Here is a 21,979-nt window from a genome sequence, read left to right as displayed (position 1 = left end):
GACGGGACGCGGCTCAGTCGTGGCGGCGGCCGCGGAAGGTGCGGCGCAGGTCGTCCACCCACTCCTCCGGGATCTCCCACGGGATGAAGTGGCCGCCGCGCTCGTGCACGGTGAGGTTGACGTGGTTGTACCAGGGGGCCCGGTCGCTGTCGAGGAAGTGCTGGACGCGGTCGGCGGTGGTGACGCCGGGCGGGTTCTCGTGGGCGACGAACGTGATGCCGGTCGGCGCCTCCACCCGCGGCCACCGGTCGTGGGAGGGGGTCCACGGGTAGCGGTTGTTGTTGGCGTAGGTGCGGATGGACGTGCCGATCGAGTTCGTCACCCAGTAGATCATGGCGTGGGTGAGCAGGTCGTCCTTGGTGAAGACGGTCTCGACGTCGCCGTCGTTGGCGCTCCACTTGATCCAGCGTTCGAGGATCCAGGCGAGCATCCCGGCGGGCGAGTCCGTCAGCCCGTACGCGAGCGTGCTCGGCCCGAGGACGTGCGCCGCCAGGTGCGCGGCGAAGCGCCGGTCCAGCTCCACCACCCGGGCGTGGACGTGGGCCGGCAGGCCGTCGGGGATGGGCCGGCCGCCGCTGAGGTCCCAGGCCCGGTCGCCGTTGAACATGGTGAGCTTCTGCCCGGAGCCGATGTGGATGCCGTACAGCTCGCCGGCGTACTTGTGGCCGAGCTGCCCGCACACCAGCGCGCCGACGTCGCAGCCGGCGGCGGCGTAGCGGCGGTGGCCGAGGACGTCGGTCATCAGGGTGTGCCAGACGTCGGCGACCTTCCAGAAGTTCATGCCGGGGTGGCGCGGCAGCGGGCTGGAGAAGCCGAAGCCGGGCAACGAGGGCACGATGACGTCGAACGCCTCGGCCGGGTCGCCGCCGTGCGCGGCCGGGTCGGCGAGCGGGTCCACGACCTTCGACCAGTGCCAGAACGTCCAGGGCCAGCCGTGGGTGAGGATCAGCGGCGTCGGGTCGGGGCCGGTGCCGGGGCGGCGCATGAAGTGCACCGGCACGCCGTCGATGTCGACGTGGTAGTGCTCGTAGGCGTTGATCGCGGCCTCGGCCTTGCGCCAGTCGTAGCCGGTGCGCCAGTGCTCGACGAGTTCGCGCAGGTAGACGGCGTCGACGCCGTAGTAGCGGTCCTCGTTGCCGACGTCGTCGGGCCAGCGGGTCAGCTCCAGGCGGCGGCGCAGGTCGTCCAGGATCTCGTCGGGCACGTGGACGGGGGTCGGCTCAAGAGGGAAGGGGCGGTCGGTGGTGGGCATGGTCAGTTCCTCCGGTGCTGCTCGGCCAGGTGCCGGTTCACCTCGGCGAGGCGGGCCAGGGCGGGCAGGGCCGCCGCGATGGAGGCTCGTTCCGCTGGGGTGAGCGCGGCGGTGAGGTCGGTGAGGTGCGCCCTGCGGTCGGCGCGCCGGCCGTGCACGATCGCGGCACCGGCCTCGGTGACGCGGACGAGCACGGCCCGGCGGTCCGACGGGTCGGGACGGCGTTCCACCAGGCCCTCGCGTTCCAGCTTGGCGACCATCTGGGTGATGGCGGGCTGGGTGACCTGCTCGCCGGCGGCCAGGTCGGTGAGGCGCTTGGGGCCCTGGCCGGCCAGCGTGTGGAGGACGGACAACGTGGTGAAGCTCAGCCGCTGCACCGAGGGCAGGCGGATGAACATCCGGATGAAGTCCTCCAGCACGTCGGTCAGGTGGGGGACGTCCAACTCGTCGGACGGCTCGTCGGACGGCTCGTCGGGCAGCTTGTCGGGCAGCTCGTCGGGCTGCGGCGTGGGCGGCACGCCGAAGATCCTATAAGCAACTTATATAAATTTCTAATCCATTTCGCCGGCCGCCCGCCTCCACCGATCAGAAACGCTCCGCCGGTTCGTCGGTTCCGTCGATGAAAGGATCGACCACCATGACCGACGCAAGACCGCTGGGCGCCGCCGAGGCCACGTTCATCGCGGCGGCCCGCGCGGGCGACCCGGCCCGGTTCGCGCTCGTCACCGAGCGCCACCGGCGTGAGCTGCAGGTGCACTGCTACCGGATGCTCGCGAACTACGACGACGCCCAGGACATGACGCAGGAGACGTTCCTGCGGGCGTGGAACAAGCGGGAGTCGTTCAAGGGCCACGCGACCCTGCGGACCTGGCTGTACCGGATCGCGACGAACGCCTGCCTCGACTTCCTGGACAAGCGCAACGACCGCACGCCGGTGCCGGCCGGGCTGCCCGGCTCCGAGCTGTCGTACCTGCAGCCGTACCCCGACGGGATGCTCCCCGAGGATCCGCAGGAGTCGGTGGTGGCGCGGGAGACGATCGAGCTGGCGTTCATCGTCGCCGTCCAGCACCTGCCGCCGCGGCAGCGGGCGGTGCTCGTCCTGCGCGACGTCCTCGGCTGGCCGGCGTCGAAGGCCGCCGACGCCCTCGGGCTGACCGTCGCGTCGGTGACCAGCGCCCTGCAGCGGGCCCGGGTGACGATGCGCGAGCAGCTGCCCGGCCGCCGCCTCGACTGGCGGAGCCCCGCCACCCACGAGCTGTCGGACGACGAGCGCAGCGTGGTGAAGGCGTACATCGACGCCCATGAGCGCAACGACCTCGACGGGCTGATGTCCTTGCTGCGCGACGACCTGCGCTTCGCGATGCTGCCCGAGCCGGGCACGTTGAGCAGGACGGCCAGGGACGCGGTGGACGGCTGGGTCTCCGGTGGGCTCTTCCGGCGCGGCCGCGACGACTGGCGCTGCGTCGCCACGACGGTCAACCGCATGCCTGCCGCCGCGCTGTACCTCCGCGCCCCTGGCGACGCGCAGTACCGGCTGTTCAACCTCGCGGTCCTGCGGATCGCCGACGGGCGGATCGCCGAGCTCACGGGGTTCGACGCCACCGGAAAACCATGGCTGGGCCTGCCCCCGGCACTGTGACCGGAGGGCGGCCCCGCGTGCTCACCGTCTCGTCTCGTACCTGGTCAGCACCACGCCGCCGGGGAACGTCCGGGTCTCGACCAGGCTCAGGCTCACCCAGCGGTCCAGGGCGGTGAAGAACGGCGTGCCGCCGCCCACCAGGACCGGGTGGGTGACGACCGCGTACTCGTCGATCAGCCCGGCCCGCATGGCCGCCGCGGCGAGCGTGGCACCGCCGATGTCCATGGGGCCGCCGTCGCCGGCCTTGAGCCTGGTGATCTCGGTGACCGCGTCGCCGGTGAACAGGCGGGCGTTCCAGCCGGTCGTGCCGGTCGTGCCGGTCGTGCCGGTCGTGCCGGTCGTGCCGGTCGTGGCGGTCGTGGCGGAGAACACCACCTTCGGCATGTCCCGCCAGCGGCGGGCGAACTCGGTCTCGGCCGGGGTGGCCTCCGGCCGCTCGCCGGCGGCCGGCCAGTGGGAGCTCATCGCCTCCCACAGCTTGCGCCCGTACAGCGACAGGCCCGTGGCGGCCACCCGGTCGGACCACCACTGGAACAGCTCGTCGCCCGGTGAGGAGTCCGGTCCCTCTCCCCCGCTCCAGCCGAGGTCGTCGCCGGGCGCGGCGATGTAGCCGTCCAGGGTCACGTTCATGGCGAAGCTCAGTTTCCGCATCGTGCCGGCCTCTCGTGAGTCGATCTCACAGGTACCGACGGTCGCGGCGCGGAAACCTGATCGGCGCGCGATCCGCGGCCTCGTCAGCTCGCCTCGATGAACTGGTGGTCGGTGCGGATGCGGCCGTCGGCGTCCAGGGCCAGGACGTCCAGGCCGCCGCCGGCCCGCTCCCCCGTACGGGCGGACACCATCGACCACCGCAGCGCCACCAGGCCGGGCAGCAGCGCGAACGCCTCCCCCGCCGCCGCGAACACGTGCTCCCCCGGCGCGACGAACATCTCGTAGGCCCGCCGGACCCGCGCCTCCAGCGCCTCGTGCCCGCGCACCTCCAGCGGCGGCGCCGGGAACGCCAGCCCGGCCGCCGCCTCGCGGATCGCCTGCGGCGGGTCGACGAGCACCTGGACGCCGTCGCCCGCCCACAGCTCGCGGACCAGGGCCGCGCGGCGGTCCGGGTCGGGCTCGTTCCACTGGGCGACGTATCGGCCGGCCCACTCCTGGATCTTCATGGTTTCGCTCATGGCCGCCAGTGTGCGGCGCCCGGATGCGGCGCCGCGATTCCCTGGAGGGAATCGCGGCCGCCGTGGTGTCCGGTATGAATGGGTCCATGACGGTGTCGGCAGATCCCAATCCCTTCGCCGGCGAGCTGCGGCGCTGGCGCTCGCGCCGCCGGGTCAGCCAGCTCGACCTGGCGATCCGGGCCGACACGACGCAGCGGCACCTGAGCTTCCTGGAGCAGGGACGCTCGCGGCCGGGGCGCGGCATGGTGGTGCGGCTGGCCGAGTCGCTGGGGTTGTCGCTGCGCGAGCGGAACGCGTTCCTGCTGGCCGCCGGGTACGCCCCGGTCTATGCCGAGTCGTCGCTCGACGCGCCCGAGCTGGGCCCGGTGCGCGAGGCGCTGGAGCGCATCCTGGACGGGCATCTGCCCTATCCGGCGGTGGTCGTGCGGCCGCACGGCCTGCTGGTCGCGGCCAACGCGGCTTTCGGCGTGCTCACCGAGGGCGCCGCGCCCGAGCTGCTGGAGCCCCCGCTCAACGTGGTGCGGCTGGCGCTGCATCCCGACGGCATGGCCCGCCGGGTGGCCAACCTGCCGGAGTGGGGCCGCCACATCACCGGCAGCCTGCGCGACCAGCTCCATCGCAGCCCCGATGCCGAGCTGGCGGCGTTCGTCGCCGAGCTGGACGGCTACCTGCGCGGGCTGGCCGCGCCCGCCGAGCACCTCGGTTTCGCGGTGCCGCTGCGGCTGCGCGTGCCGGAGGGCGAACTGCGCCTGATGACGACGCTGACGTCGTTCGCGACCGCCGTGGACGTCACGCTGTCGGAGCTGCGGCTGGAGGCGTTCCTGCCCGCCGACGAGGAGACGGCGCGCATCCTGCGCGAGCGCGCCGCCACCCCCAGGTGAGCACGGTCAGCACGGTCAGCGCGGTCAGCTCGGCCGGTCCGGCGCGGCGTCGTGGACGACGAGGGCGAGCTGGACGCGGTTGTCCAGGCCCGCCTTGGTGAGGATGCGCGAGATGTAGCCCTTGACCGTGCCCACGCTCATGTGCAGCTCGCCCGCGATGACGGCGTTGGCCTTGCCCTGCCCGACCGCCAGCGCCACCTCCCGCTCGCGCTCGCTGAGGGCCGACAGCACCCGCCGGGCGTCGGCCCGCCGCCGGTCCTCCTCCTCGGGCACCAGGCGGGCGATCAGCCGGCGGGTGACGCTCGGCGACAGGCTCGGCTCGCCGGCCGCGACCCGCCGGACGGCCTCGACGATGCCCTCGGGCGGCGTGTCCTTCAGCAGGAAGCCGCCGGCTCCCGCGCGCAGCGCCCGGAACACGTGCTCGTCGGCGTCGAACGTGGTCAGGATGATGACCTCCGGCGCGTCCTGGCGGGCGCGCAGCCTGCGGGTGGCGTCGATGCCGTCGAGGCCGGGCATGCGGATGTCCATGAGGACCACGTCGGGCGCGTGCTCGCCGACCGCGGCCTGCACCTGCGCCCCGTCGGCCACCGCGCCCACCACCTGGAGGTCGGGGGCGCCCTTGAGCATCAGCGTCAGCCCGGCGCGCACGAGCGCGTCGTCGTCGACGATGAGCACCCGGATCGGGCCCGGGGGCCCGCTCGCCGGCTCACCCATCGGGTCTGGGCTCGCTTCTGTGCTCACGGGGCCATGGTAGCCGCGCGGCCAGCCGGAACCCGCCGTCGCCGGTGTGCCCGCGCTCCAGCCGCCCGCCCGCCAGCGACACCCGTTCCTCCAGCCCGGCGAGCCCGGCGCCGCCGCCGGTAGCGGCGAGCCCCGCCGGCTCCCGCCCGGCGGGCGGCGGGTTGCGCACCTCGACGGTCAGCTCGCCGCCGGGAGCGCCGGACACCTCGACGGTGACGGGCCGGCCGGGCGCGTGCTTGCGCGCGTTGGTCAGCCCCTCCTGCACGACCCGGTACGCGGTGCGCCGGGTCGTGTCCGGCAGGCCGGCGAAGGGCACGCCGCGCTCACGCAGCTCGATCCGCATCCCGGCCCGCCGCGACTCCTCGACCAGCGGCGCGAGCCCGGTCAGCGGGAGCTCGGCCGACGGGCTCTCGCGCAGCACGGAGATGACCGCGCGCAGCTCCTGCAACGCCTGGTGGGCGCTGGTCCTGATGACCCCGGCCGCCTCGCCGACCTCCTCCGGCCGGGCCGCCGGGTTGAACTCCAGCGCCCCGGCGTGCACGGCCAGCAGCGTCAGCCGGTGGGCGAGCACGTCGTGCATCTCGCGGGCGATGCGCAGCCGTTCGTTGCGGCGGGCCTCCTCCGCGCGCTGCCGCTGGTCGGCCTCGGCGCGGCGGGCGCGTTCCGCCAGGGACGCCAGCAGCTCGCGCCGGGTCCTGGCCACGATGCCCCAGCCGGTGACCGCCCCGCCGAACAGCACCGCGACCAGCGCCCACACCGGGTACGGCGCCAGCCCGGGCGGCCGCCAGGCGAACCTGACCAGCGTCGCCGCCACCCACGCCGCCCCCACCGCCACGGCCACGGGCGGCCGCCGGTACAGCGCGGCGACGAGCGTGGCGATGCCCGCCGCCACGGCCGCCGCGGCCGGGGCCGACAGCGCGATGACGGCCAGCGAGGCGGCCACCGGCAGGCGCCGGCACCACCACAGCCCCACGCACGCCAGGGCCCCGCCGGCGACGTCGGCCCACAGCCACCAGCCGGGCGCGCCGGGGACCAGGTCCCCCCAGATCACGCCGGCGGCCCCGGCCAGGGCGAGCACGACCCCGCCGACGCCGGCCGCCCGGTCGCGCGGCGAGCCGCCGGGCCTGCCCGGCCCGTCCGCCTCGGGGGCGCGGCTGCTCCCGGTGTCGTCCCGGCTGCGTGCTGCGAACACAGTCGCCGATCGTATCCGGCGGCGTCGCGCCCGGTAAGCAACCGAAGTCAGCATCGCGCCGCCCGCCGTGGCAACCTAAGTCACCCCGGGCAGGCGACCGAAGAGGGCAAGGACCGGCCCTGCGGCAGCAGCGCGGCGCGCCCGCGGCGGGAGAGCGTGAGGGCATGGTCACCTCACGAGCACGCGGCCGGTGGGCCGCGCTCCTGCTGGCCGGGCTCACCCCGGTCGTCGCCGAGCTGACGCTCGGCAATCCGCCCCTGCGCCAGGCGTGGCTGCTGCTGCTGTGGACGCCGATCTACGGCGCGGGCACCGTGCTGATCCGCGAGCTGGTACGCCGGGCCGGGCGCGGCTGGCCGGCCGTGCTGCTGCTCGGGGCGGCGTACGGGATCGTGGAGGAAGGGCTGGCGCTGCAGGCGCTGACCAGCCCGACCCTCTACGGCGTGGCCGGCTGGGCGCCCAGGCTGCTCGGGCTCAACAGCGCCTACACCGAGCTGAACATCCCCTACCACGCGGTCTTCAGCGTGGCGCTGCCGATCCTGCTGGTGGACCTCGTCCTGCCGGACCTGCGTCACCGGCCCTACCTGGGGCGGACGGGGCTGGTCGTGGCGGGGGCGGTGTTCGTGCTGGGCGCCGGGCTGCTGCGGTGGACGACCTCCTTCATGGACCCCGGCTACCAGGCGCCGCCGGCGGCGGTGGCGGCGTTCGTGCTGGCCGTCGCGGTGCTGGCGCTGCTCGCGCTGCGTCTGACCCCCCGCCCGGCGGGGCCGCCGGCCGCCCCGCCCCTGGCGGTGCCCGCGCCTCCGGTCGTCGCGGGCCTGGCCGGGGTGGCGGCGTTCGGCTACCTGGCGCTGCTGTTCCCCTTCGGCGGCGCCCGCCACCCGGCCTTCACCGAGGGCGGCTGGGTGGCGGTGCCGATGGCGGCGGCGGCGCTGCTGGCCGTGGCGGCGGGGATGCTGCTGCGCCGGTGGACGGCGCACGGCGGGTGGCGCGACCGGCACAGCCTGGCGCTGGCCGGCGGGGCGCTGGTGGCGCACACCGCGTTCGGCGTGATCGCCAACGGCGAGAGCACCGCCGACCGGGTGTCGCTGGCCGTGCTCGGGCTCGTCATGGCCGGGCTGCTGGCCCTGCTCGCCCGGCGCACCCGGTGAGCGCGGCTCACGCCTGGGGCAGCAGCGGGAGGGGGTCGAAGGCGTGCCCGGCCCACAGCGCCCGGGACGGCTCCTCCGGGTAGGGCGCCACGCGGGGCTCGGCGTCGATGATCCAGGTGTGCCGGTCGCCCGGCTCGTACGCCGGCCAGCCCGGGTCGCCGGTCGCGGCGAACGCGGTCCACGCGGCGCGGACCCGGGCCGACAGCCCGGCCGCGGCCGGCGACGCCTCCGGCCCGAGCAGCAGCCCGGCCGAGCCGGCGGTCAGGTTGCCGAAGGTCAGCGGCAGGCCGAGCCCGTGGCAGGCGCCGAGGAGGCCGCCGCCCATGCCGGTGGCGGGCCAGGTCAGCTCGTACAGGTAGGACCGGCCGTGCCGGCGGTGGGTGTCGGCCAGCCGCTCCGAGGGCATCCGGAACAGCCAGTCGGAGTGCACCAGCTCGTACAGCCGCTCGTCGCCGGCCTGCGGGTGGGCGGCGCGGTAGGCGCCGGGGTCGGGGGCGAGCGCCCGCAGCGCGGCGGCCGCCCGTTCGGCGGTGACGGCGCCGAGGTCGCCGGTGATGGCCATGAACAGCCGGTACTCGTCGCGGGTGTGGCCCACGACCAGCTCGACCCCGCCGGCGGCGGCGCCAGCCGGTGGCCGCCACGGCACGGCGGGCAGGATCTCGCCGTCCACGACCGGCGCGTACGGCGTGCGCACGTGCGCCGCGAGGCCCCACTCCGTCCGGCCGTCCATCTTGCCGGCCAGCGCGTCGCCGGCGTCGGCCAGCCGCTCCGGCGGCAGCCGGGCGATCTCGGCCGCGACCGGGGGCAGGCCCAGCTCGGCCGCCGTCGCGGCGCCGAGGTCGGCGGCCAGCTCGGCGGAGAAGAACGTGCCGGGCACGCTCTGCGCGATGGCCCGACGGAACAGGCCGGCCGCGGCGGGCATCGTCATCAGCGCGGCGATGCTCCCGGCCCCGGCGGACTCGCCGAACACGGTCACCCGGCCGGGATCGCCGCCGAAGGCCGCGATGTCGTCGTGCACCCAGCGCAGGGCGGCCAGCTGGTCCAGCAGCCCGCGGTTGGGCGGCGCGCCGCGGAAGTGCCCGAAGCCCTCGGCGGAGACGCGGTAGTTGACGGTGACCACGACGACGCCGTCGCGGGCCAGCACGCGGCCGTCGAACAGGGGGTCGCCGGAGCGGCCGTACATGTAGCCGCCGCCGTAGAGCCACACCATCACCGGCAGCCGGGCGGCGCCCGGGTCGGGGGTCCAGACGTTGAGGGTCAGCCAGTCGCCGTCGCCGGGGTCGGCGTTCGCGCCCAGCAGCCTGGACTGCGGCGGCGGCGGGCCGAACGCGGCGGCCTCGCGCGCGCCGTCCCACGGCTCGGCCGGCGCGGGGGCGGCCAGCCGCAGCCCGCCCACCGGCGGCCGGGCGAACGGGACGCCGCGGAAGACGGCGACGCCGTCCTCCAGCCGCCCGCGCAGCCGTCCCGTGCGCACCCGTACCTCGGGGTGTCGGTCGGGGGTCATGGCACGCTCCTCATCCGGGTACCGGCCGGACGGCCATCTTCGCCCGGGGCGCGGCCCCGCCGCATCCCGTTATCGGGCGGCAGCCCGGCCCGCCGATCCAGTACGATGCCGCCTCAGCGGACCTCGGCGGCTGGTCGGAGAGGGCGGGTCATGACGGCAGGGCGGTCGATGCCCACACAGGACGACGTGCTCGGCTACTTCGAGACGCTGTCGAACTGGGGGCGGTGGGGCGACGACGACGAGCTCGGCACGCTCAACCACATCACCGACGACGTGCGGCTGGCGGCGGCGCGGGCCGTGCGCCACGGCAGGAGCGTGTCGTGCTCGTGGGAGGTCGCCGCGCCGACGGACATGGAGCGCTCGACCACGGCGTGCCCGCGCGCCGTCGACATGCCGGGCGCCGAGCACATGCCGCCCGCCTTCCACAACGACCGGCGCTGGGGCTTCTCGCACGAGCGGCTCGGCCTGATGTTCCACGGCAACACGCTCACCCACCTCGACTCGCCGTGCCACCTGTTCTGGGACGGCACGATGTACAACGGGCGGCCGCACACGCTGGTCGACGCGGCGACCGGGTCGGCGTGGGCGGCCGTCACGGCGGCGGCCAACGGCATCGTCACGCGCGGCGTCCTGCTGGACGTCGCGCGGGTCCGCGACGTGCCGTGGCTCGAACCGGGGCAGGGCGTCTTCCCCGAAGACCTGGAGGAGGCCGAGCGCCGCCAGGGGGTGCGGGTGCGGCCGGGCGACGCGGTGCTCCTGCGCACCGGCCACGGCCGGTCCCGGCACGAGTCCGGCGCGAACAGCGGTCTGCAGCAGGCCGGGTGGCACGCCTCCTGCCTGCCGTGGCTGCGGGACCGGGGGGTCGCGCTGATCGGCGCCGACACCCCGCAGGACGTGCAGCCGTCGGGTTACGACGAGGTGCTGATGCCGGTGCACGCGGTGGGCCTCGTCGCGATGGGCCTGTGGCTGCTGGACAACTGCGACCTGGAGGCGTGCGCGGCGACGGCCGCCGAGCTCGGCCAGTGGGACTTCCAGCTCGCGGTCGCGCCGGTCCGTTTCGCCGGCACGTCCGGCAGCCCCGTCAACCCGATCGCCACCTTCTGACCTGCTCGCCCGCGGGCTTCTGGCCCGGTCTTCGCGGCGGTGGTGCCGGCAATCTGAGGATCCGCTGGGTACGGGGGGCGCGGCGTGTGCTTAATTCTCTTGTCAGAGAAGATGGCGGTGTCCCGGTAAGGCGATCGGAAGAGCGAAGAGCGTGGCAGTGGGCGGGCGGATTCCGGACTTCCGGCGTAACTGGGCGGTCGTCGCGTTACGCGGCAGCCTCGACGAGGCCACCGTGGACGCCGTCGAACGGGAGATCCGGCTGCTGCGCGGCCACGGGGCGCGGCTCATCGTGGAGGTGAGCGAGCTGCACTTCCTCGACGGCTTCGGGGTGGACGTGCTGGTGCTGCTGGCGCACCGCATGCATCAGGGCGGCGGGGTCATGGCGGTGGTGGACGGCCGCGGGTACGTGCGCCAGGTGCTGGGGGACGCCGGGCTGGACGGGCTGCTGCCGCTGTTCCCCAGCATGGCCGCGGCCGTGGCCGGGCTGGGCGGCCCCACCGCCGAATGACCTCACCGGCCTCAGCGGCCTGGCCGGCCTCGCGGGCCTCAGGGCCTGGCCGGTCAGCCGGCGGCCGCCAGCAGGGCGAGGGCGGCGTCCCGGGCCTCCGCCCCGGGCGTTCGCGCCCGCGGGTGGGCGGGGCCGTGGGCGGCGACGACGGTGGCGCCCTCGACGAGCATGAGGAGCTGGCGTCCCAGCAGGCCGGGGTCGGCGGCTCCGGCGCGGGCGGCGATGGACGTCAGCAGGTCCAGGTACCGGCCCAGGTGCCGGGCGGTGATCGCGCGCACCTGTGGGACGTGGTGCTGGGCGGCGGCGTTGACCAGGGCGCAGCCGCGGAAGGCGGGCTCGTCGTACCACTGCTGCAGGGCGTCGAAGACGGCCGCGAGCTGGGCGGCCGGGTCGTCGCCCGCCGCCGCGACGGCCTCGCCGACCCAGGCGACCACCCCGTCGCTGCGGGCCTCCAGCACGGCCTCGACCAGGCCCTCCTTGGTGCCGAAGTGGCGGTAGAGGGTCTCCTTGGACACGCCGAGGCGGGTGCACAGCTCGGCGACGCCGATGCCGTCGAGGCCGCGCTCGTACAGCAGGGCGGTGGCCGTCCTGACGATGGCGGCGCGGGTGCGCCCTGGGTCGATGGTCGAGCCCTTGGGAACCGGCATACGTAGATAGTACCGGTCGGTTCGATGCTACGATCCCGGCACCCGTACCGATCTGCCCGAGGAGTCGCCCCCGTGAGCGATATCGTCCTGGTGCCTGGCATGTGCCACGGCGGCTGGTGTTTCGCCGACCTCGCCGAGGAGCTGCGCCGGCGCGGTCACCGCGTCCTGACGGTCACCCCGACCGGCGTCGCCGAGCGCGCCCACCTGCTGCACGGCACCGTCAACCTCGACACCCACATCGCGGACGTGACCGCCCTGATGGCCGCCGAGGACGTCCGCGACGCGGTCCTGGCGGGGCACAGCTACGGCGGCATGGTGATCACCGGGGCCGCCGACCGCCTGCCCGAGCGGGTGTCGGCGCTGGTCTACCTGGACGCGGTGGTCCCGGGCGACGGCGACTCCTGCTGGGCACTGGTGTCGGAGCAGGAGCGCGCGTGGTACCTGGACGTCACCGCCGACGGCGTCGCCACCCGTCCCCTGCCGTTCTTCGACCCGCGCGCCACGCCGCACCCGCTGGCCTCGCTGCTGCAGCCGCTGCGGCTGACCGGCGGGCTGGAGCGGGTGCGGCGCAGGACGTACGTGTACGCGGCCGGCTGGGACGGCGAGTCGCCGTTCACCGCGACCTACGAGCGGCTGCGCGACGACCCGGGCTGGCGCGCGGTCGCCCTGGACGGCGGCCACAACCTCATGCGCGACGCCCCCGGCGACCTGGCGCGCGTCCTCGACGAGTCCGCCCGCGAGGCTGACCGGCAGGGTTGACCGGGAGGGCTGATCGGGAGGGCTGACCGGCGGGGGGTGATTAGCGGGTGAGCAGGTCGCGCAGCGCCTTGGCGATGTCGGCGGGGGCCTCCTCGGCCATGAAGTGGCCGCAGGTGACGGTGTCGTGACGCAGGTCGCCGGCCCAGGCCCGCCACAGGGCGGCCGCGTCGTAGCCGAGCGCGGCGCCCCAGTCCTGCTGGAGCACGGTGACCGGCATGGCGAGGCGGCGGCCGGCGTCGCGGTCGGCCTGGTCGTGCCGCACGTCGACGCCGGCCGAGGCGCGGTAGTCGGCCACGATGGAGGGGACCGCGGCGCGGCAGGCGTCGAGGTAGGCGGCGCGGACGTCGCCGGGCACGGCCCGCGCGTCGCCGGTCCACAGGTCCAGGAAGTGGCCGAAGAACGCGTCGGGGCTCGCGCCGATCAGCTGCTCGGGCAGGCCGGGCGGCTGCGCCATCAGGTAGAGGTGGAAGCCGACGGCCGCGCTCGCGCCGCGCAGCACGTCCCACATGTCCAGCGTGGGCAGGACGTCGAGGCAGGCCAGGTGGGTGATCGCGGCGGGGTGGTCGAGCCCGGCGCGGAAGGCGACCAGGGCGCCGCGGTCGTGGCCGGCCAGCGCGAAGCGCTCGTGCCCGAACGCGCGGGCCAGCGCCACCACGTCGGCGGCCATGGTCCGCTTGCTGTAGGTGTCGGGGCCGGTCTCGGCGGGCTTGTCGCTGTCGCCGTAGCCGCGCAGATCGGCGACGATCACCGTGTGGTCGGCGGCGAGGTCGGCGGCCACGTGCCGCCACATGAGGTGGGTCTGCGGGAAGCCGTGCAGCAGCACGACGGGGCTGCCGGAGCCGGCGACGGCCGCGTTGAGCGCCACGCCGTCGGCGACGGGGACGCGGCGGTAGTCGAAGCCTTCGATCCGCATGAGGTTCTCCTTCGGTCGGGGACGGCTCCCAGCGTGCCGCGCCGCGATGAGCATCCGATGAGCGCGCTACGGTCGGAGGGTGCGGGTGGGGTTCGGGGTGCTGGGGCCGGTCACGGCCTACGACGAGGCGGGGGGCGCGCTCGACGTCAAGGGGCCGCGGCACCGGGCCGTGCTGGCCCGGCTGATCGTCGCCAGGCGCCGCGTCGTGCCGGTCGAGCGCCTGGTGGCCGACCTGTGGGAGGACGACGACCCGCCGCGCGGCGCGGTGAGCGCGGTGCGCACGTTCGTGGCGGCGCTGCGCCGCGCGCTGGAGCCGGACCGCCCGCCGCGTGCCGCCGGCTGCTGGTCACCGGGCCCCGGCTACGCGTTGCGCGCCGGCCCGGCGCGGTGGACGCCTGGCGCTTCGAGCAGGCGGTGGCCGGGGCCGCGACGGCGCCGCCGCGCGAGGCGCTGGAGCGGCTGGAGGAGGCGCTGGGGTGGTGGCGGGGGCCCGCCTACGCCGAGTTCGCCGGGGCGCACTGGGCGCGGGCGGAGCGTTCGCGGCTGGCGGAGCTGCGGCTGCACGCGGCCGAGCGGCGGGCCGAGGCGTGGCTGGCGGTGCGCCCGGCGGCCGAGCTGGTGCCCGACCTGGACGCGCACGTGGCCGAGCACCCGTGGCGGGAGGACGGCTGGCGGCTGCTGGCCCTGGCGCTGTACCGGGCCGGGCGGCAGGGCGACGCGCTGGCGGTGCTGCGGCGGGCGCGGGCGCTGCTGGTGGAGGAGCTGGGGGTCGATCCCGGGCCGGCGCTGCGCCGCCTGGAGACGGACATCCTGCGCCAGGACCCGCAGCTCGATCCCGGGCTTCGCCCGGAGGCGGCGGGAACGGCGGGGACGGCGGAGGCGGTGTGGGCGCGGGCGGCGGCGGCCTACGACCGCAGCGTGCCCGCGGGGGCGCGGGCGCGGCTGGAGTCGACGGTGAGCCTGATGCGTGACCTGGCGGTGACGGGCGGGGCGGGGCTGGAGGCGGCCCGGGGGCATCGGGTGGCCGCGATCGCGGCGGCCGAGGAGCTGGGCGATCCGGAGCTGACGGCGCGGGTGATCGGCGCGTTCGACGTGCCGGCGATCTGGACGCGTTCCGACGATCCCGCGCAGGCGGCGCAGGTGGTGGCGGCCGCCGAGCGCACCCTGGCCGCGCTGCCCGCGCTGCCCGCGCCGCCCGACGCCGGGCCGCTGGAGGCGCCGGGTTCGTCGGGAGCGGCGACGTCGTCGGAGGCCGCGCGGGCGCGGTTGCGGGCGCGGCTGCTGGCCACGGTCGCGCTGGAGTCGCGCGGCGCGTACGGGCCGCGCGGCCCGGAGGCGGCCCGGCAGGCGGAGGAACTGGCCCGCCGCCTCGACGACCCCGCCCTGCTGGCCTTCGCGCTCAACGCCGTCTTCATGCAGAGCTTCGAGCGGACCGGCCTGGCCGGGCGGCGGGACGGCATCGGGGCGGAGCTGGTGGCGCTGTCGTCCCGGCACGGCCTGGTGACCTTCGAGGTGCTCGGGCGGCTGATCCGGTTGCAGGCCCGGTGCGCGCTGGGCGACCTCGCGGCCGCCGACAGGCACGCCGCCGCCGCGGAACGCCTGGCCGAGCGGCACGAGCGCCCGCTGGTGCGGGTGTTCACCGGCTGGTACCGGGCCCTGCGCCTCGACGTGACGGGCGGCGCCTTCGCGGAGGTGGAGGCCGCCTACCGCGCGGCGGCCGGGCTGCTGGACGGGGCGGGGATGCCGGGCCTTGAGCGCGGCCTGCTGCCGCTGGCGTTGTCGTGCGCCCGCGTCCGCCGCGGCCTGCCGCTCCCGCCGGGCGAGGAGGACACGGGTCCGTACGAGCCGTGGGCCCGCCCGCTGCGGCTGGCTCTCGCGGGCCGCCGCGAGGAGGCCGCGGCGGCGCTGGAGGAGGTGCCGGACCCGCCGCGTGACCTGCTGCTTGAGGCCATGTGGTGCCTGGTGGCGCGGGCGGCGGTGGCCACCGGTCACCAGGCGGCGGCGCGGCGGGCGCGGGCGGCGCTGGCGCCGGCGGCGGGAGCTGGCGGGCGCCGGCAGCGGCCTGCTGACGCTGGGTCCGGTCGCCGACCACCTGGCCGCGTTGCGGGAGGCCGGGACGCTCACGCGACAGGGCACCCCGGTGAGCTCACGCGACGGACCCGGGCGAGCTCACGCGACGGACCCGGGCGAGCTCACGCGACGGGCACCCAGGTGAAGCGCCCGTCGCCACGCCCGGCGGCGGGTTCGGCGCGGCCGAAGACCACGTCGGCGAAGTGCCCGCCGTAGCCGATGGTGCCGGGCCGGCTCAGCTCCTCGACCAGGCGGCGGCGGTGCCCGGCAGACTCGTCGGGGTCGTGGTCGATGCCGCAGGACCATTCGGGGTAGGTGACCTGCAGCGGCGCGTGCAGGGCGTCGCCGAAGGCGATGAGCCGCCGGCCGCCGCCGGTGATGGTGTAGGCGGTGTGTCCCGCGGTGTGGCCGGGCGTGAACGAGGCCCGCACGCCGGGGAAGATCTCCTCGCCGTCGGCGGCGGGCCGGACGTTGGGCGCGAGCACGGCCAGGCGTTCGGCGGGGGCGCCGCCCTCGGCGGCGAGGTCGCGCCGCTCCCACTCCGGCGCGCCGACGTGGTGGGGAGCGTGCGCGAAGGGGGGCTCGGCGGCGCCCGGCTCGGTGCTCCAGGCCCAGCCGAGGTGGTCGGGGTGCAGGTGGGTGATGGCGACGGCCTCGATGTCGCGGGGGTCGCGGCCGAGGCTGCGCAGGTTGCGCAGCAGGTCGCCGCCGTGCAGGGGCCCGATGAAGGGGTCGGCGGGGTCGTCGGGGTGCGACTCGGGCCCGAGCCCGGTGTCGATGAGCAGCGCCCGCTCGCCCCGTTCGACGAGCAGCCCGCCGATGCCGGCGACGAGGAGGCCGTCCTGGTCGAGGTGGCCAGGGTGGGCCTGCCAGTCGGCGGGGGTGGCGGCAGGGAGCCAGCCGCCCGGTTTGAGGCGGACCAGCCCGTCGGGGACGTAGGTGACGGTCAGCTCGCCGAGGCGCAGCGACCGGATGCGCGGGGGGCTGGTGAGCCGCGCGCGGTCGCCGGTCGAGGTGGTGGTGGACATGGTTCTCCCCCGCTCTCCTGAGGTCGGCCGCCGCCGGTCGGCGGCGCCGTCGGACAGGAACGCTACAACTAGAACCGTTCTAATTGCAATCGTTCGAGTTGTAGTAAAGTGGGGGTGTGAGCGACGAACGCCAGTTGTGCGGGCTGGTCCACGGCCTGGCCAAGCAGATCGAGTCCCACCTGCGGGTACGCGCGGCCACCCTGGGCCTGACCACGTCGCAGGGCGCGGCGCTGCGCGAGCTGTCGGCGCCGCTGACGCTGCGCGAGCTGGCCGACCGGATGGCGTGCGAGCCCTCCAACGCCACCTTCGTCGCCGACCGGCTGGAGGAGCAGGGCTACCTCGAACGCCACCCGCATCCGGCCAACCGCCGCTCCAAGCAGCTCGTCCTGACGCCGGCCGGCGCCGAGCTGCGCGAACGGCTGCTCGCCCTGCTGGCGGAGGACTCCCCGCTGGCGCCGCTGGCGGCGGAGGAGCAGCAGACGCTGCAGCGCCTGCTCACGCGCGCCGTCGCCCGCTGACACACTGGTCCGAAGGTCACCGACGGAGGGACGTCCCACGATGACGGCCAAGACCATGGTCCTGACGGGGGCCAGCGACGGCATCGGCCGCGCGGCGGCCCGGATCCTGCACGGGCGGGGCGAGCGCGTGGTGCTCGTCGGCCGCTCCCCGGACAAGACCGAGGCCCTGGCCAAGGAGCTGGGCGCCGACTTCCACGTGGCCGACTTCGCCCGGCTCGCGCAGGTGCGGGCGCTGGCGGCGACGCTGCTGGAGCGCTACCCGGTCATCGACGTGCTGGCCAACAACGCCGGCGGCATCATGGGCTCGCGCACCGTGACGCCCGACGGGCACGAGATGACGTTCCAGGTCAACCATCTGGCGCCGTTCCTGCTCACCACGCTGCTGCTGCCGCGCCTGGCCGACAGCCGCGCCACGGTCATCAACACCTCCAGCATGCTCAACATGCGGGCCCGGCTCGACCTCGACGACCTCGACAACGAACGCCACTACTCCGGCAACCGCGCCTACGCCGACGCCAAGCTGGCCAACATCCTGTTCACCCGCGAGCTGCAGCGCCGCCACGGCGCCTCCGGCCTCACCGCGGTCTCCTTCCATCCCGGCGTGGTCGCCACGAACTTCTCCGGCGGCACCGACAGCCTGGCCAGGTTCCTCTACCACACGCCGCTCAAGCGGCTGCTGCTGACGCCGGAGCGCGGGGCCGACACCCTGGTCTGGCTGGCCACGACGCCGCCGGGCGCCGGGTGGGAGCCCGGCGGCCACTACGAGAAGCGGCGGCCGTCGCGTACGCACCCGATGGCGGACGACGCGGCGGCGGCGCGGCTGCTGTGGGAACGCAGCGAGGCCATGCTCGCCCACTGACCGCCGCGTCACAGTGGCCGTGTCACAGTGGCAGGGGGACACGGTCGAACAGCCAGTACAGCCCGGCCGCCACGATCGGCACGGTCAGCGCGGCCGGCGCCCACCGGTGCGCGGGCGTGCGGCGCAGCAGCGCCAGCAGCGGGAACAGCGCCGCCACCAGCACGAGCTGCGTCACCTCGATGCCGACGTTGAAGCTCAGCAGCGACAGCAGCAGCTCCCACGACGCCTGCCGGTCCAGATCGAGCGCCCCGGCGAAGCCGAGCCCGTGCACCAGGCCGAAGACGAACACGACCGGCAGCCGCCACCGGCCGAGCCCGCTCTCGCCGCGGCCGAGCAGGTTGGCCAGCGCCACGACGACGATCGAGGCGGCGATGACCGGCTCGACCAGCCCGCCGGGGACGTCGACCACGCCCATCGCGGCCAGCAGGAACGTGATGCTGTGGGCGGCGGTGAAGGCCGAGGCGGTGGCGATGACGTCCCGCGCCCGCCGCGCGCCGATGAGCAGGGCCAGCAGGAACAGCACGTGGTCCAGCCCGGACAGCAGGTGCTCGGCCCCCAGCAGGAAGAACTCCCCCGCCTGCCGCAGGGCGGGCCGCTCGCCGACCCGCACGGTCGGCTGGGCGGCGTTCAGCACGGCCGAGCCCCGCTCGCCGTCGAGGTCGTAGCGCAGCAGCGTCCGGGTGCTGTGGACGAAGGTCTCGGCGTCGGGGAACAGCGCGCTGGAGATCTCGCGGGCGGCGCCGGCGCCCGGCGGGCAGGTGTAGACGTAGGTGAGCACGGCGAACCGCACCTTGCCATAGGAGGGCAGCGTCACCGTGACGAACATCGACGGCTGATACACCTTCCCCTCCCTCCCGGTGAACGTCCGCCCCAGAGTGCTCCCGCTTCCGTCTCGCTTGGGCAGCTCCGGCGCGTCCTGCCGCCGCCGCGTGGACCGCACCCGCCGACTCCCGGCCCCCTCCCGGGCCTCGCCCTCTCCCGCGGTCTCGATTTTGAAAGAGCCGGCCGACTCCTCAACCCCTGCCCGGCCACCGGCCGGACCGATGAGCGGTTCCGCCTCCAGATGCCAGCCCTCACGGCACTGAGCCATCCGGGCGAGCCGAGTGCGCCGGGCGCACGGCGGGCACTTGTCCTCCAGTCGCGCCCCGCACGCCACGTTCACCAACCGCCGCTGACCGCTCTGCTGATCCTGCACCCACATCGCCAGTGGCCGGACGCACACCCCGGCCTGCTCCGCCAGCACCTTGGCAACCTGAGGGGAAAGGAGCCGCGCACCCTCCCGAGCACGCGGCGTCCCCCCGACGGGAGCATCCGTCAAGCGGCCCCCTCACCGCTGTACGCGCTACCGAACCCCTCCGTCTCGGCGTACGGCTCCCCACCGTCGTCCTCGCCGAAGTCCTCCCCGAACTCCTCGCCCGGCTCGTTCTCCGTCATCAGCGAGCAGGCCCGCACCCCACAGGCACGGCACTCCACGAGCGCCCGCACCACGTCCCAGACCAGCCGACCGACCTCGCCGCACTGCGCGCAGCGCAGCCCGTACAGGATCTCCTTCACGCAACCTCCCCAGCCGCCGTGTACTGCATGACCATGCGCTTGATCTCGTCGTTGCTCGTGTAGCCAGCCCGGACCCGGATCGGCTCGGGCGAGTTCTCCAACCGGACGTAGGCCACGCCCGCCCCCACGCTCGGGTCGTCCGGATCGAAGGGAATCTGATCGCACAGCGCGCCCCGGTCCCGCGCGCCGTCGCCGAGCACCATGTCCACCTGCTCCGCCTCATCCAGCCGCAGCGCGATCCGGTCGGGGAACAGGTTGCGGATGCTCATCACGTCCTTGCGCGGGTCTTGCAGCGCCGCCATGACCGCCACCCCGACCGCCCGCCCCTGCGTGGTCAGCGTCGAAAGCGCCGCCATGACCCGCACCTTCAGGCCCTTGTCCGGCTGGTAGGCGGTCAGGAACGCCACCTCATCGACGATGACGAGGATGAACGGGTCCTGCGTCGTGGGGTCGTGGTCGCGTCGCACGCCCCCGTACCGGCTCGCCCGCTCGTGCATCACCTCCACCGCCTTCTCCAGCAGGACCGCGCACTCCTCGGCCGTGGCCGCGTACCGCTGGAACAGCGCCCGCCCGTAGGCCAGCTCCATCCGCTTGGGGTCCAGGCCCCACAGCTCCGCGAGCCCCGCCTGTGTCGCGGGCAGCAGCCCCCGCACCGCCGCCCACAGATAAGAGCCCTTGCCCGACCCCGTAGCCCCGGCGATCAGGAGATGCGTGCCATGCACCCGCATCCGAAACAGCCGCCCGTCCTCGGTCAGGCCCGCGAACACCGCATGCACATGCGGCCGGTCCGGGATGGGTTGCGGCGGCAGCACCTTGGCCAAGGCGTCCTTGCGCGGGAAGGTCAGCAGCAGCCGCCCCGGCTTGAGCACCTTGACCCGGCAGCGGTCCGCGCCGAACCCGTGCGCCAGCCCCGCCGTCGAGACGGCCCACTCATCCGGGTCCTGCCCCGACAGCATCCGGACCGTGACCCGGTCGGCGTATCGGTCACAGGTGACCTTGACCAGATCGGGCAGGTAGCTGCGCCCGCCCAGCGATCGGCCGAGCCCGGCCACCGCCATGATCCCGGCCCACTTGCGCCGGTAGACCCACATCCACCGGCACCAGGTCAGCGCGGGCAGCGCCACGCACGCCTCAAACGAGGAGCGCGACAGCGCGAACCAGCTCGCCAGCGCGGCGATTTCGAGACCGGCGACGGACACCCAGACCCGCCAGCCGAAGAAGTACACCAGCGCACCCGCCGCAGCCAGCAGGGTACACGCGACCGGATGCCGCCACACCGTCTTGACCAGCGCGGCCACCATCCGCGACAGGTGGACGGCCAGGAAGACGATGCCCGGAGTCCGGACGACGACCGGCCGGTAATGGATCGAGGTGTCCGGCCGGGTGGAGACGACGTTCTGAACCTCGTCCCCGGGAAGTTTGCGCAGCACAAAGACGCCTTTCGCCTTGAGCGTGACGAATCAGAGGAGAAGAGCCCACGGAGCGCCCTGGCAGCCCACTCACGCAGGGCAGAGCTACCAAGGCACACCGCAGGAGAAGCGACGACGACTGAGAGACCACCGAAGCCGAATCAGCTCCAGCGGCATCGACAGTGCGCTACGTCGAGAAGAGCCCCGCGACAGCGACGCAGCCCCGCCGCATCGGTTTCGCGCACGCCGTCAGCGACGACGGCCGGAACTCCTCACACAGGGCGACGGAACATGCCGTCGCAGCATCCATCGGCAGCAGCTCGGCCACTACCGGCATCCCCCTGACCCGCCGCACCGGCGAGCCCTCCCGGGGCGTCACTGGGCGGCCTTAGCCCCGCCCCTGGCTCTGGCGACAGTAAGCGTCGCCGATCGAATCCCCGTCGCCTTGAACGAGTACGCCAGGCGGCCGTTACCGCCCACGTAGGGGGTCACGGTCAGTCCCTCGAAGATGACCGGAACGAGTACCACCGGCAGCCCGGCCAGCTCTGCCGGAGGCTCCGGGATCTCCGGCTCAACCGGAGAGAGGACCTTGACGGTCAGCGACTTCACCGCCGCCTTGAGGTCGGGATCGGCGTCCAGCACCGGCACCGCCCACATCAGCTCACTGGTGAGCTTGTCACGCGCCGCCACCGGACGATCCTTGGTGCTCGCGTCGAAGTCGAGCACCGGCACGACCGCCCCCATCACACAGCAACCATGCGGAAACACGATCTCGTGCGTCACGGGGATCGGACCCTGAAGGGCCAACAGCTACCTGCTTCCCTGGTGTCGAGAATTTTTCGGGAGTCGTAAGAGTAACGGACCGGTGACCCTCCGCGTTCCCCGATTTTGCCAGCCAGGCGCGCTCACACCTCATCGCGACCAGGATCAAACACGCTCTGATATCACCCCAAGTGGGGGGCATCGAGACATCGGGATAGCTGTGCGAATTGGACGCATCGGCGGATTTGGGTCATTACGGCAGGCATCATAGGCCGACTATGACCTGCGTCACAATTTGATGTCAGCGATCTTAGTGAGCAGC

22 protein-coding genes and 2 pseudogenes are annotated in these 21,979 nt (G+C 74.7%); 9 read left to right on the top strand and 15 right to left on the bottom strand.

Annotated features, from left to right (window positions below; all coding sequences use genetic code 11):
- Positions 1 to 13: 13 nt before the first annotated feature.
- Together MF672_RS50815 and MF672_RS50810 are read right to left on the bottom strand one after the other, a co-directional pair.
- The gene (locus tag MF672_RS50815) at positions 14 to 1,252 is read right to left on the bottom strand and encodes an epoxide hydrolase family protein (protein ID WP_242383361.1); all 1,239 of its coding nucleotides are present in this window, start codon (positions 1,250 to 1,252) and stop codon (positions 14 to 16) included.
- Between the two features lie 2 nt (positions 1,253 to 1,254).
- Complete coding sequence (locus MF672_RS50810; protein WP_242383360.1) at positions 1,255 to 1,770, bottom strand: MarR family winged helix-turn-helix transcriptional regulator; 516 nt, start codon at positions 1,768 to 1,770, stop codon at positions 1,255 to 1,257.
- Positions 1,771 to 1,889: 119 nt separating this feature from the next.
- On the opposite strand from MF672_RS50810, the gene MF672_RS50805 reads away from it, so the two are divergent.
- On the top strand, positions 1,890 to 2,891 hold the full coding sequence (locus MF672_RS50805) for an RNA polymerase subunit sigma-70 (RefSeq protein WP_242383359.1): 1,002 nt from the start codon (positions 1,890 to 1,892) through the stop codon (positions 2,889 to 2,891).
- 21 nt (positions 2,892 to 2,912) lie between these two features.
- On the opposite strand, the gene MF672_RS50800 is transcribed toward MF672_RS50805, so the two are convergent.
- Both MF672_RS50800 and MF672_RS50795 read right to left on the bottom strand, forming a co-directional pair.
- The gene (locus MF672_RS50800) at positions 2,913 to 3,542 is read right to left on the bottom strand and encodes a dihydrofolate reductase family protein (RefSeq protein WP_247815843.1); all 630 of its coding nucleotides are present in this window, start codon (positions 3,540 to 3,542) and stop codon (positions 2,913 to 2,915) included.
- Between the two features lie 83 nt (positions 3,543 to 3,625).
- The gene (locus tag MF672_RS50795; RefSeq protein WP_242383357.1) at positions 3,626 to 4,060 is read right to left on the bottom strand and encodes a hypothetical protein; all 435 of its coding nucleotides are present in this window, start codon (positions 4,058 to 4,060) and stop codon (positions 3,626 to 3,628) included.
- A gap of 86 nt (positions 4,061 to 4,146) precedes the next feature.
- Between MF672_RS50795 and MF672_RS50790 the strand changes: the two genes are divergently transcribed.
- On the top strand, positions 4,147 to 4,941 hold the full coding sequence (locus MF672_RS50790) for a helix-turn-helix domain-containing protein (RefSeq protein WP_242383356.1): 795 nt from the start codon (positions 4,147 to 4,149) through the stop codon (positions 4,939 to 4,941).
- A gap of 24 nt (positions 4,942 to 4,965) precedes the next feature.
- Here MF672_RS50790 and MF672_RS50785 read toward each other — a convergent pair whose 3' ends face one another.
- Both MF672_RS50785 and MF672_RS50780 read right to left on the bottom strand, forming a co-directional pair.
- A complete protein-coding gene (locus tag MF672_RS50785) occupies positions 4,966 to 5,655 on the bottom strand; it encodes a response regulator transcription factor (protein ID WP_242383365.1) in 690 nt (229 codons plus the stop codon).
- A complete protein-coding gene (locus MF672_RS50780; RefSeq protein ID WP_247815842.1) occupies positions 5,648 to 6,874 on the bottom strand; it encodes a sensor histidine kinase in 1,227 nt (408 codons plus the stop codon). The genes MF672_RS50785 and MF672_RS50780 overlap by 8 nt, the downstream gene beginning before the upstream one ends.
- Positions 6,875 to 7,038: 164 nt before the next feature.
- On the opposite strand from MF672_RS50780, the gene MF672_RS50775 reads away from it, so the two are divergent.
- Positions 7,039 to 8,022 carry an AF_0692 family protein gene (locus tag MF672_RS50775; protein ID WP_247815841.1) on the top strand — a complete coding sequence of 328 codons (984 nt, stop codon included), beginning with the start codon at positions 7,039 to 7,041 and terminating at the stop codon, positions 8,020 to 8,022.
- Positions 8,023 to 8,029: 7 nt separating this feature from the next.
- Here the strand turns inward: MF672_RS50775 and MF672_RS50770 are convergent, their stop codons facing one another.
- A complete protein-coding gene (locus tag MF672_RS50770; protein ID WP_247815840.1) occupies positions 8,030 to 9,526 on the bottom strand; it encodes a carboxylesterase/lipase family protein in 1,497 nt (498 codons plus the stop codon).
- A gap of 168 nt (positions 9,527 to 9,694) precedes the next feature.
- On the opposite strand from MF672_RS50770, the gene MF672_RS50765 reads away from it, so the two are divergent.
- Positions 9,695 to 10,630, top strand: a complete 936-nt coding sequence (locus MF672_RS50765) for a cyclase family protein (RefSeq protein WP_242383962.1) — start codon at positions 9,695 to 9,697, stop codon at positions 10,628 to 10,630.
- 157 nt (positions 10,631 to 10,787) lie between these two features.
- Complete coding sequence (locus MF672_RS50760; RefSeq protein WP_247815839.1) at positions 10,788 to 11,138, top strand: STAS domain-containing protein; 351 nt, start codon at positions 10,788 to 10,790, stop codon at positions 11,136 to 11,138.
- A 53-nt stretch (positions 11,139 to 11,191) separates the two neighbouring features.
- On the opposite strand, the gene MF672_RS50755 is transcribed toward MF672_RS50760, so the two are convergent.
- A complete protein-coding gene (locus MF672_RS50755; protein ID WP_242383964.1) occupies positions 11,192 to 11,785 on the bottom strand; it encodes a TetR/AcrR family transcriptional regulator in 594 nt (197 codons plus the stop codon).
- Between the two features lie 72 nt (positions 11,786 to 11,857).
- Between MF672_RS50755 and MF672_RS50750 the strand changes: the two genes are divergently transcribed.
- Positions 11,858 to 12,544: an alpha/beta fold hydrolase gene (locus tag MF672_RS50750; protein WP_242383965.1), complete on the top strand. Its 687-nt coding sequence runs from the start codon at positions 11,858 to 11,860 to the stop codon at positions 12,542 to 12,544.
- A gap of 40 nt (positions 12,545 to 12,584) precedes the next feature.
- Here MF672_RS50750 and MF672_RS50745 read toward each other — a convergent pair whose 3' ends face one another.
- On the bottom strand, positions 12,585 to 13,457 hold the full coding sequence (locus MF672_RS50745; RefSeq protein WP_242383966.1) for an alpha/beta fold hydrolase: 873 nt from the start codon (positions 13,455 to 13,457) through the stop codon (positions 12,585 to 12,587).
- Positions 13,458 to 13,536: 79 nt separating this feature from the next.
- Here MF672_RS50745 and MF672_RS50740 point away from each other — a divergent pair.
- A pseudogene (locus tag MF672_RS50740) lies at positions 13,537 to 15,672 on the top strand (AfsR/SARP family transcriptional regulator).
- On the opposite strand, the gene MF672_RS50735 reads toward MF672_RS50740, so the two are convergent.
- A complete protein-coding gene (locus MF672_RS50735; RefSeq protein ID WP_247815838.1) occupies positions 15,650 to 16,555 on the bottom strand; it encodes an MBL fold metallo-hydrolase in 906 nt (301 codons plus the stop codon). The pseudogene MF672_RS50740 and the gene MF672_RS50735 sit on opposite strands and share 23 nt — an antisense overlap.
- A 116-nt stretch (positions 16,556 to 16,671) precedes the next feature.
- Between MF672_RS50735 and MF672_RS50730 the strand changes: the two genes are divergently transcribed.
- Both MF672_RS50730 and MF672_RS50725 read left to right on the top strand, forming a co-directional pair.
- Positions 16,672 to 17,073 (top strand): MarR family winged helix-turn-helix transcriptional regulator, encoded by a 402-nt coding sequence (locus tag MF672_RS50730; protein WP_242383546.1) that lies wholly within the window; start codon positions 16,672 to 16,674, stop codon positions 17,071 to 17,073.
- Positions 17,074 to 17,113: 40 nt separating this feature from the next.
- Positions 17,114 to 17,932, top strand: coding sequence for an SDR family NAD(P)-dependent oxidoreductase (locus MF672_RS50725; RefSeq protein ID WP_242383547.1), 819 nt, complete (start codon positions 17,114 to 17,116; stop codon positions 17,930 to 17,932).
- Between the two features lie 22 nt (positions 17,933 to 17,954).
- On the opposite strand, the gene MF672_RS50720 is transcribed toward MF672_RS50725, so the two are convergent.
- The 5 genes and pseudogenes from MF672_RS50720 to MF672_RS50705 form a co-directional block, all read right to left on the bottom strand.
- Positions 17,955 to 18,773 (bottom strand): HupE/UreJ family protein, encoded by an 819-nt coding sequence (locus tag MF672_RS50720; protein ID WP_247815837.1) that lies wholly within the window; start codon positions 18,771 to 18,773, stop codon positions 17,955 to 17,957.
- A 75-nt stretch (positions 18,774 to 18,848) separates the two neighbouring features.
- Positions 18,849 to 19,175 (bottom strand): annotated as a pseudogene (locus MF672_RS52415) (replication initiator); the annotation flags it as partial.
- Positions 19,176 to 19,246: 71 nt separating this feature from the next.
- Entirely contained in the window at positions 19,247 to 19,486 is a 240-nt protein-coding gene (locus tag MF672_RS50715; protein WP_242383580.1) for a hypothetical protein, read from the bottom strand.
- Positions 19,483 to 20,916, bottom strand: a complete 1,434-nt coding sequence (locus tag MF672_RS50710; RefSeq protein WP_242383579.1) for an FtsK/SpoIIIE domain-containing protein — start codon at positions 20,914 to 20,916, stop codon at positions 19,483 to 19,485. Before MF672_RS50710 ends, MF672_RS50715 begins: the two co-directional genes overlap by 4 nt.
- A 354-nt stretch (positions 20,917 to 21,270) precedes the next feature.
- Positions 21,271 to 21,678: a plasmid replication, integration and excision activator gene (locus tag MF672_RS50705; protein WP_242383578.1), complete on the bottom strand. Its 408-nt coding sequence runs from the start codon at positions 21,676 to 21,678 to the stop codon at positions 21,271 to 21,273.
- Positions 21,679 to 21,979: the final 301 nt, after the last annotated feature.

It is taken from the genome of Actinomadura luzonensis (assembly GCF_022664455.2).
GTDB lineage: Bacteria > Actinomycetota > Actinomycetes > Streptosporangiales > Streptosporangiaceae > Nonomuraea > Nonomuraea luzonensis.
Note: the sequence above shows the minus strand (reverse complement) of the source record. Positions and strands in the feature narration are given on the sequence as shown.

What these genes read in the sequence shown, in the direction of transcription:
- MF672_RS50805 (WP_242383359.1), top strand. Translation starts at nt 1,890, where the DNA reads ATGACCGACGCAAGACCGCTGGGCGCCGCCGAGGCCACGTTCATCGCG.
- MF672_RS50770 (WP_247815840.1), bottom strand. Translation starts at nt 9,526, where the DNA reads ATGACCCCCGACCGACACCCCGAGGTACGGGTGCGCACGGGACGGCTG.
- MF672_RS50775 (WP_247815841.1), top strand. Translation starts at nt 7,039, where the DNA reads ATGGTCACCTCACGAGCACGCGGCCGGTGGGCCGCGCTCCTGCTGGCC.
- MF672_RS50745 (WP_242383966.1), bottom strand. Translation starts at nt 13,457, where the DNA reads ATGCGGATCGAAGGCTTCGACTACCGCCGCGTCCCCGTCGCCGACGGC.
- MF672_RS50735 (WP_247815838.1), bottom strand. Translation starts at nt 16,555, where the DNA reads ATGTCCACCACCACCTCGACCGGCGACCGCGCGCGGCTCACCAGCCCC.
- MF672_RS50725 (WP_242383547.1), top strand. Translation starts at nt 17,114, where the DNA reads ATGACGGCCAAGACCATGGTCCTGACGGGGGCCAGCGACGGCATCGGC.
- MF672_RS50795 (WP_242383357.1), bottom strand. Translation starts at nt 4,060, where the DNA reads ATGAGCGAAACCATGAAGATCCAGGAGTGGGCCGGCCGATACGTCGCC.
- MF672_RS50790 (WP_242383356.1), top strand. Translation starts at nt 4,147, where the DNA reads ATGACGGTGTCGGCAGATCCCAATCCCTTCGCCGGCGAGCTGCGGCGC.
- MF672_RS50800 (WP_247815843.1), bottom strand. Translation starts at nt 3,542, where the DNA reads ATGCGGAAACTGAGCTTCGCCATGAACGTGACCCTGGACGGCTACATC.
- MF672_RS50765 (WP_242383962.1), top strand. Translation starts at nt 9,695, where the DNA reads ATGCCCACACAGGACGACGTGCTCGGCTACTTCGAGACGCTGTCGAAC.
- MF672_RS50785 (WP_242383365.1), bottom strand. Translation starts at nt 5,655, where the DNA reads ATGGGTGAGCCGGCGAGCGGGCCCCCGGGCCCGATCCGGGTGCTCATC.
- MF672_RS50815 (WP_242383361.1), bottom strand. Translation starts at nt 1,252, where the DNA reads ATGCCCACCACCGACCGCCCCTTCCCTCTTGAGCCGACCCCCGTCCAC.
- MF672_RS50755 (WP_242383964.1), bottom strand. Translation starts at nt 11,785, where the DNA reads ATGCCGGTTCCCAAGGGCTCGACCATCGACCCAGGGCGCACCCGCGCC.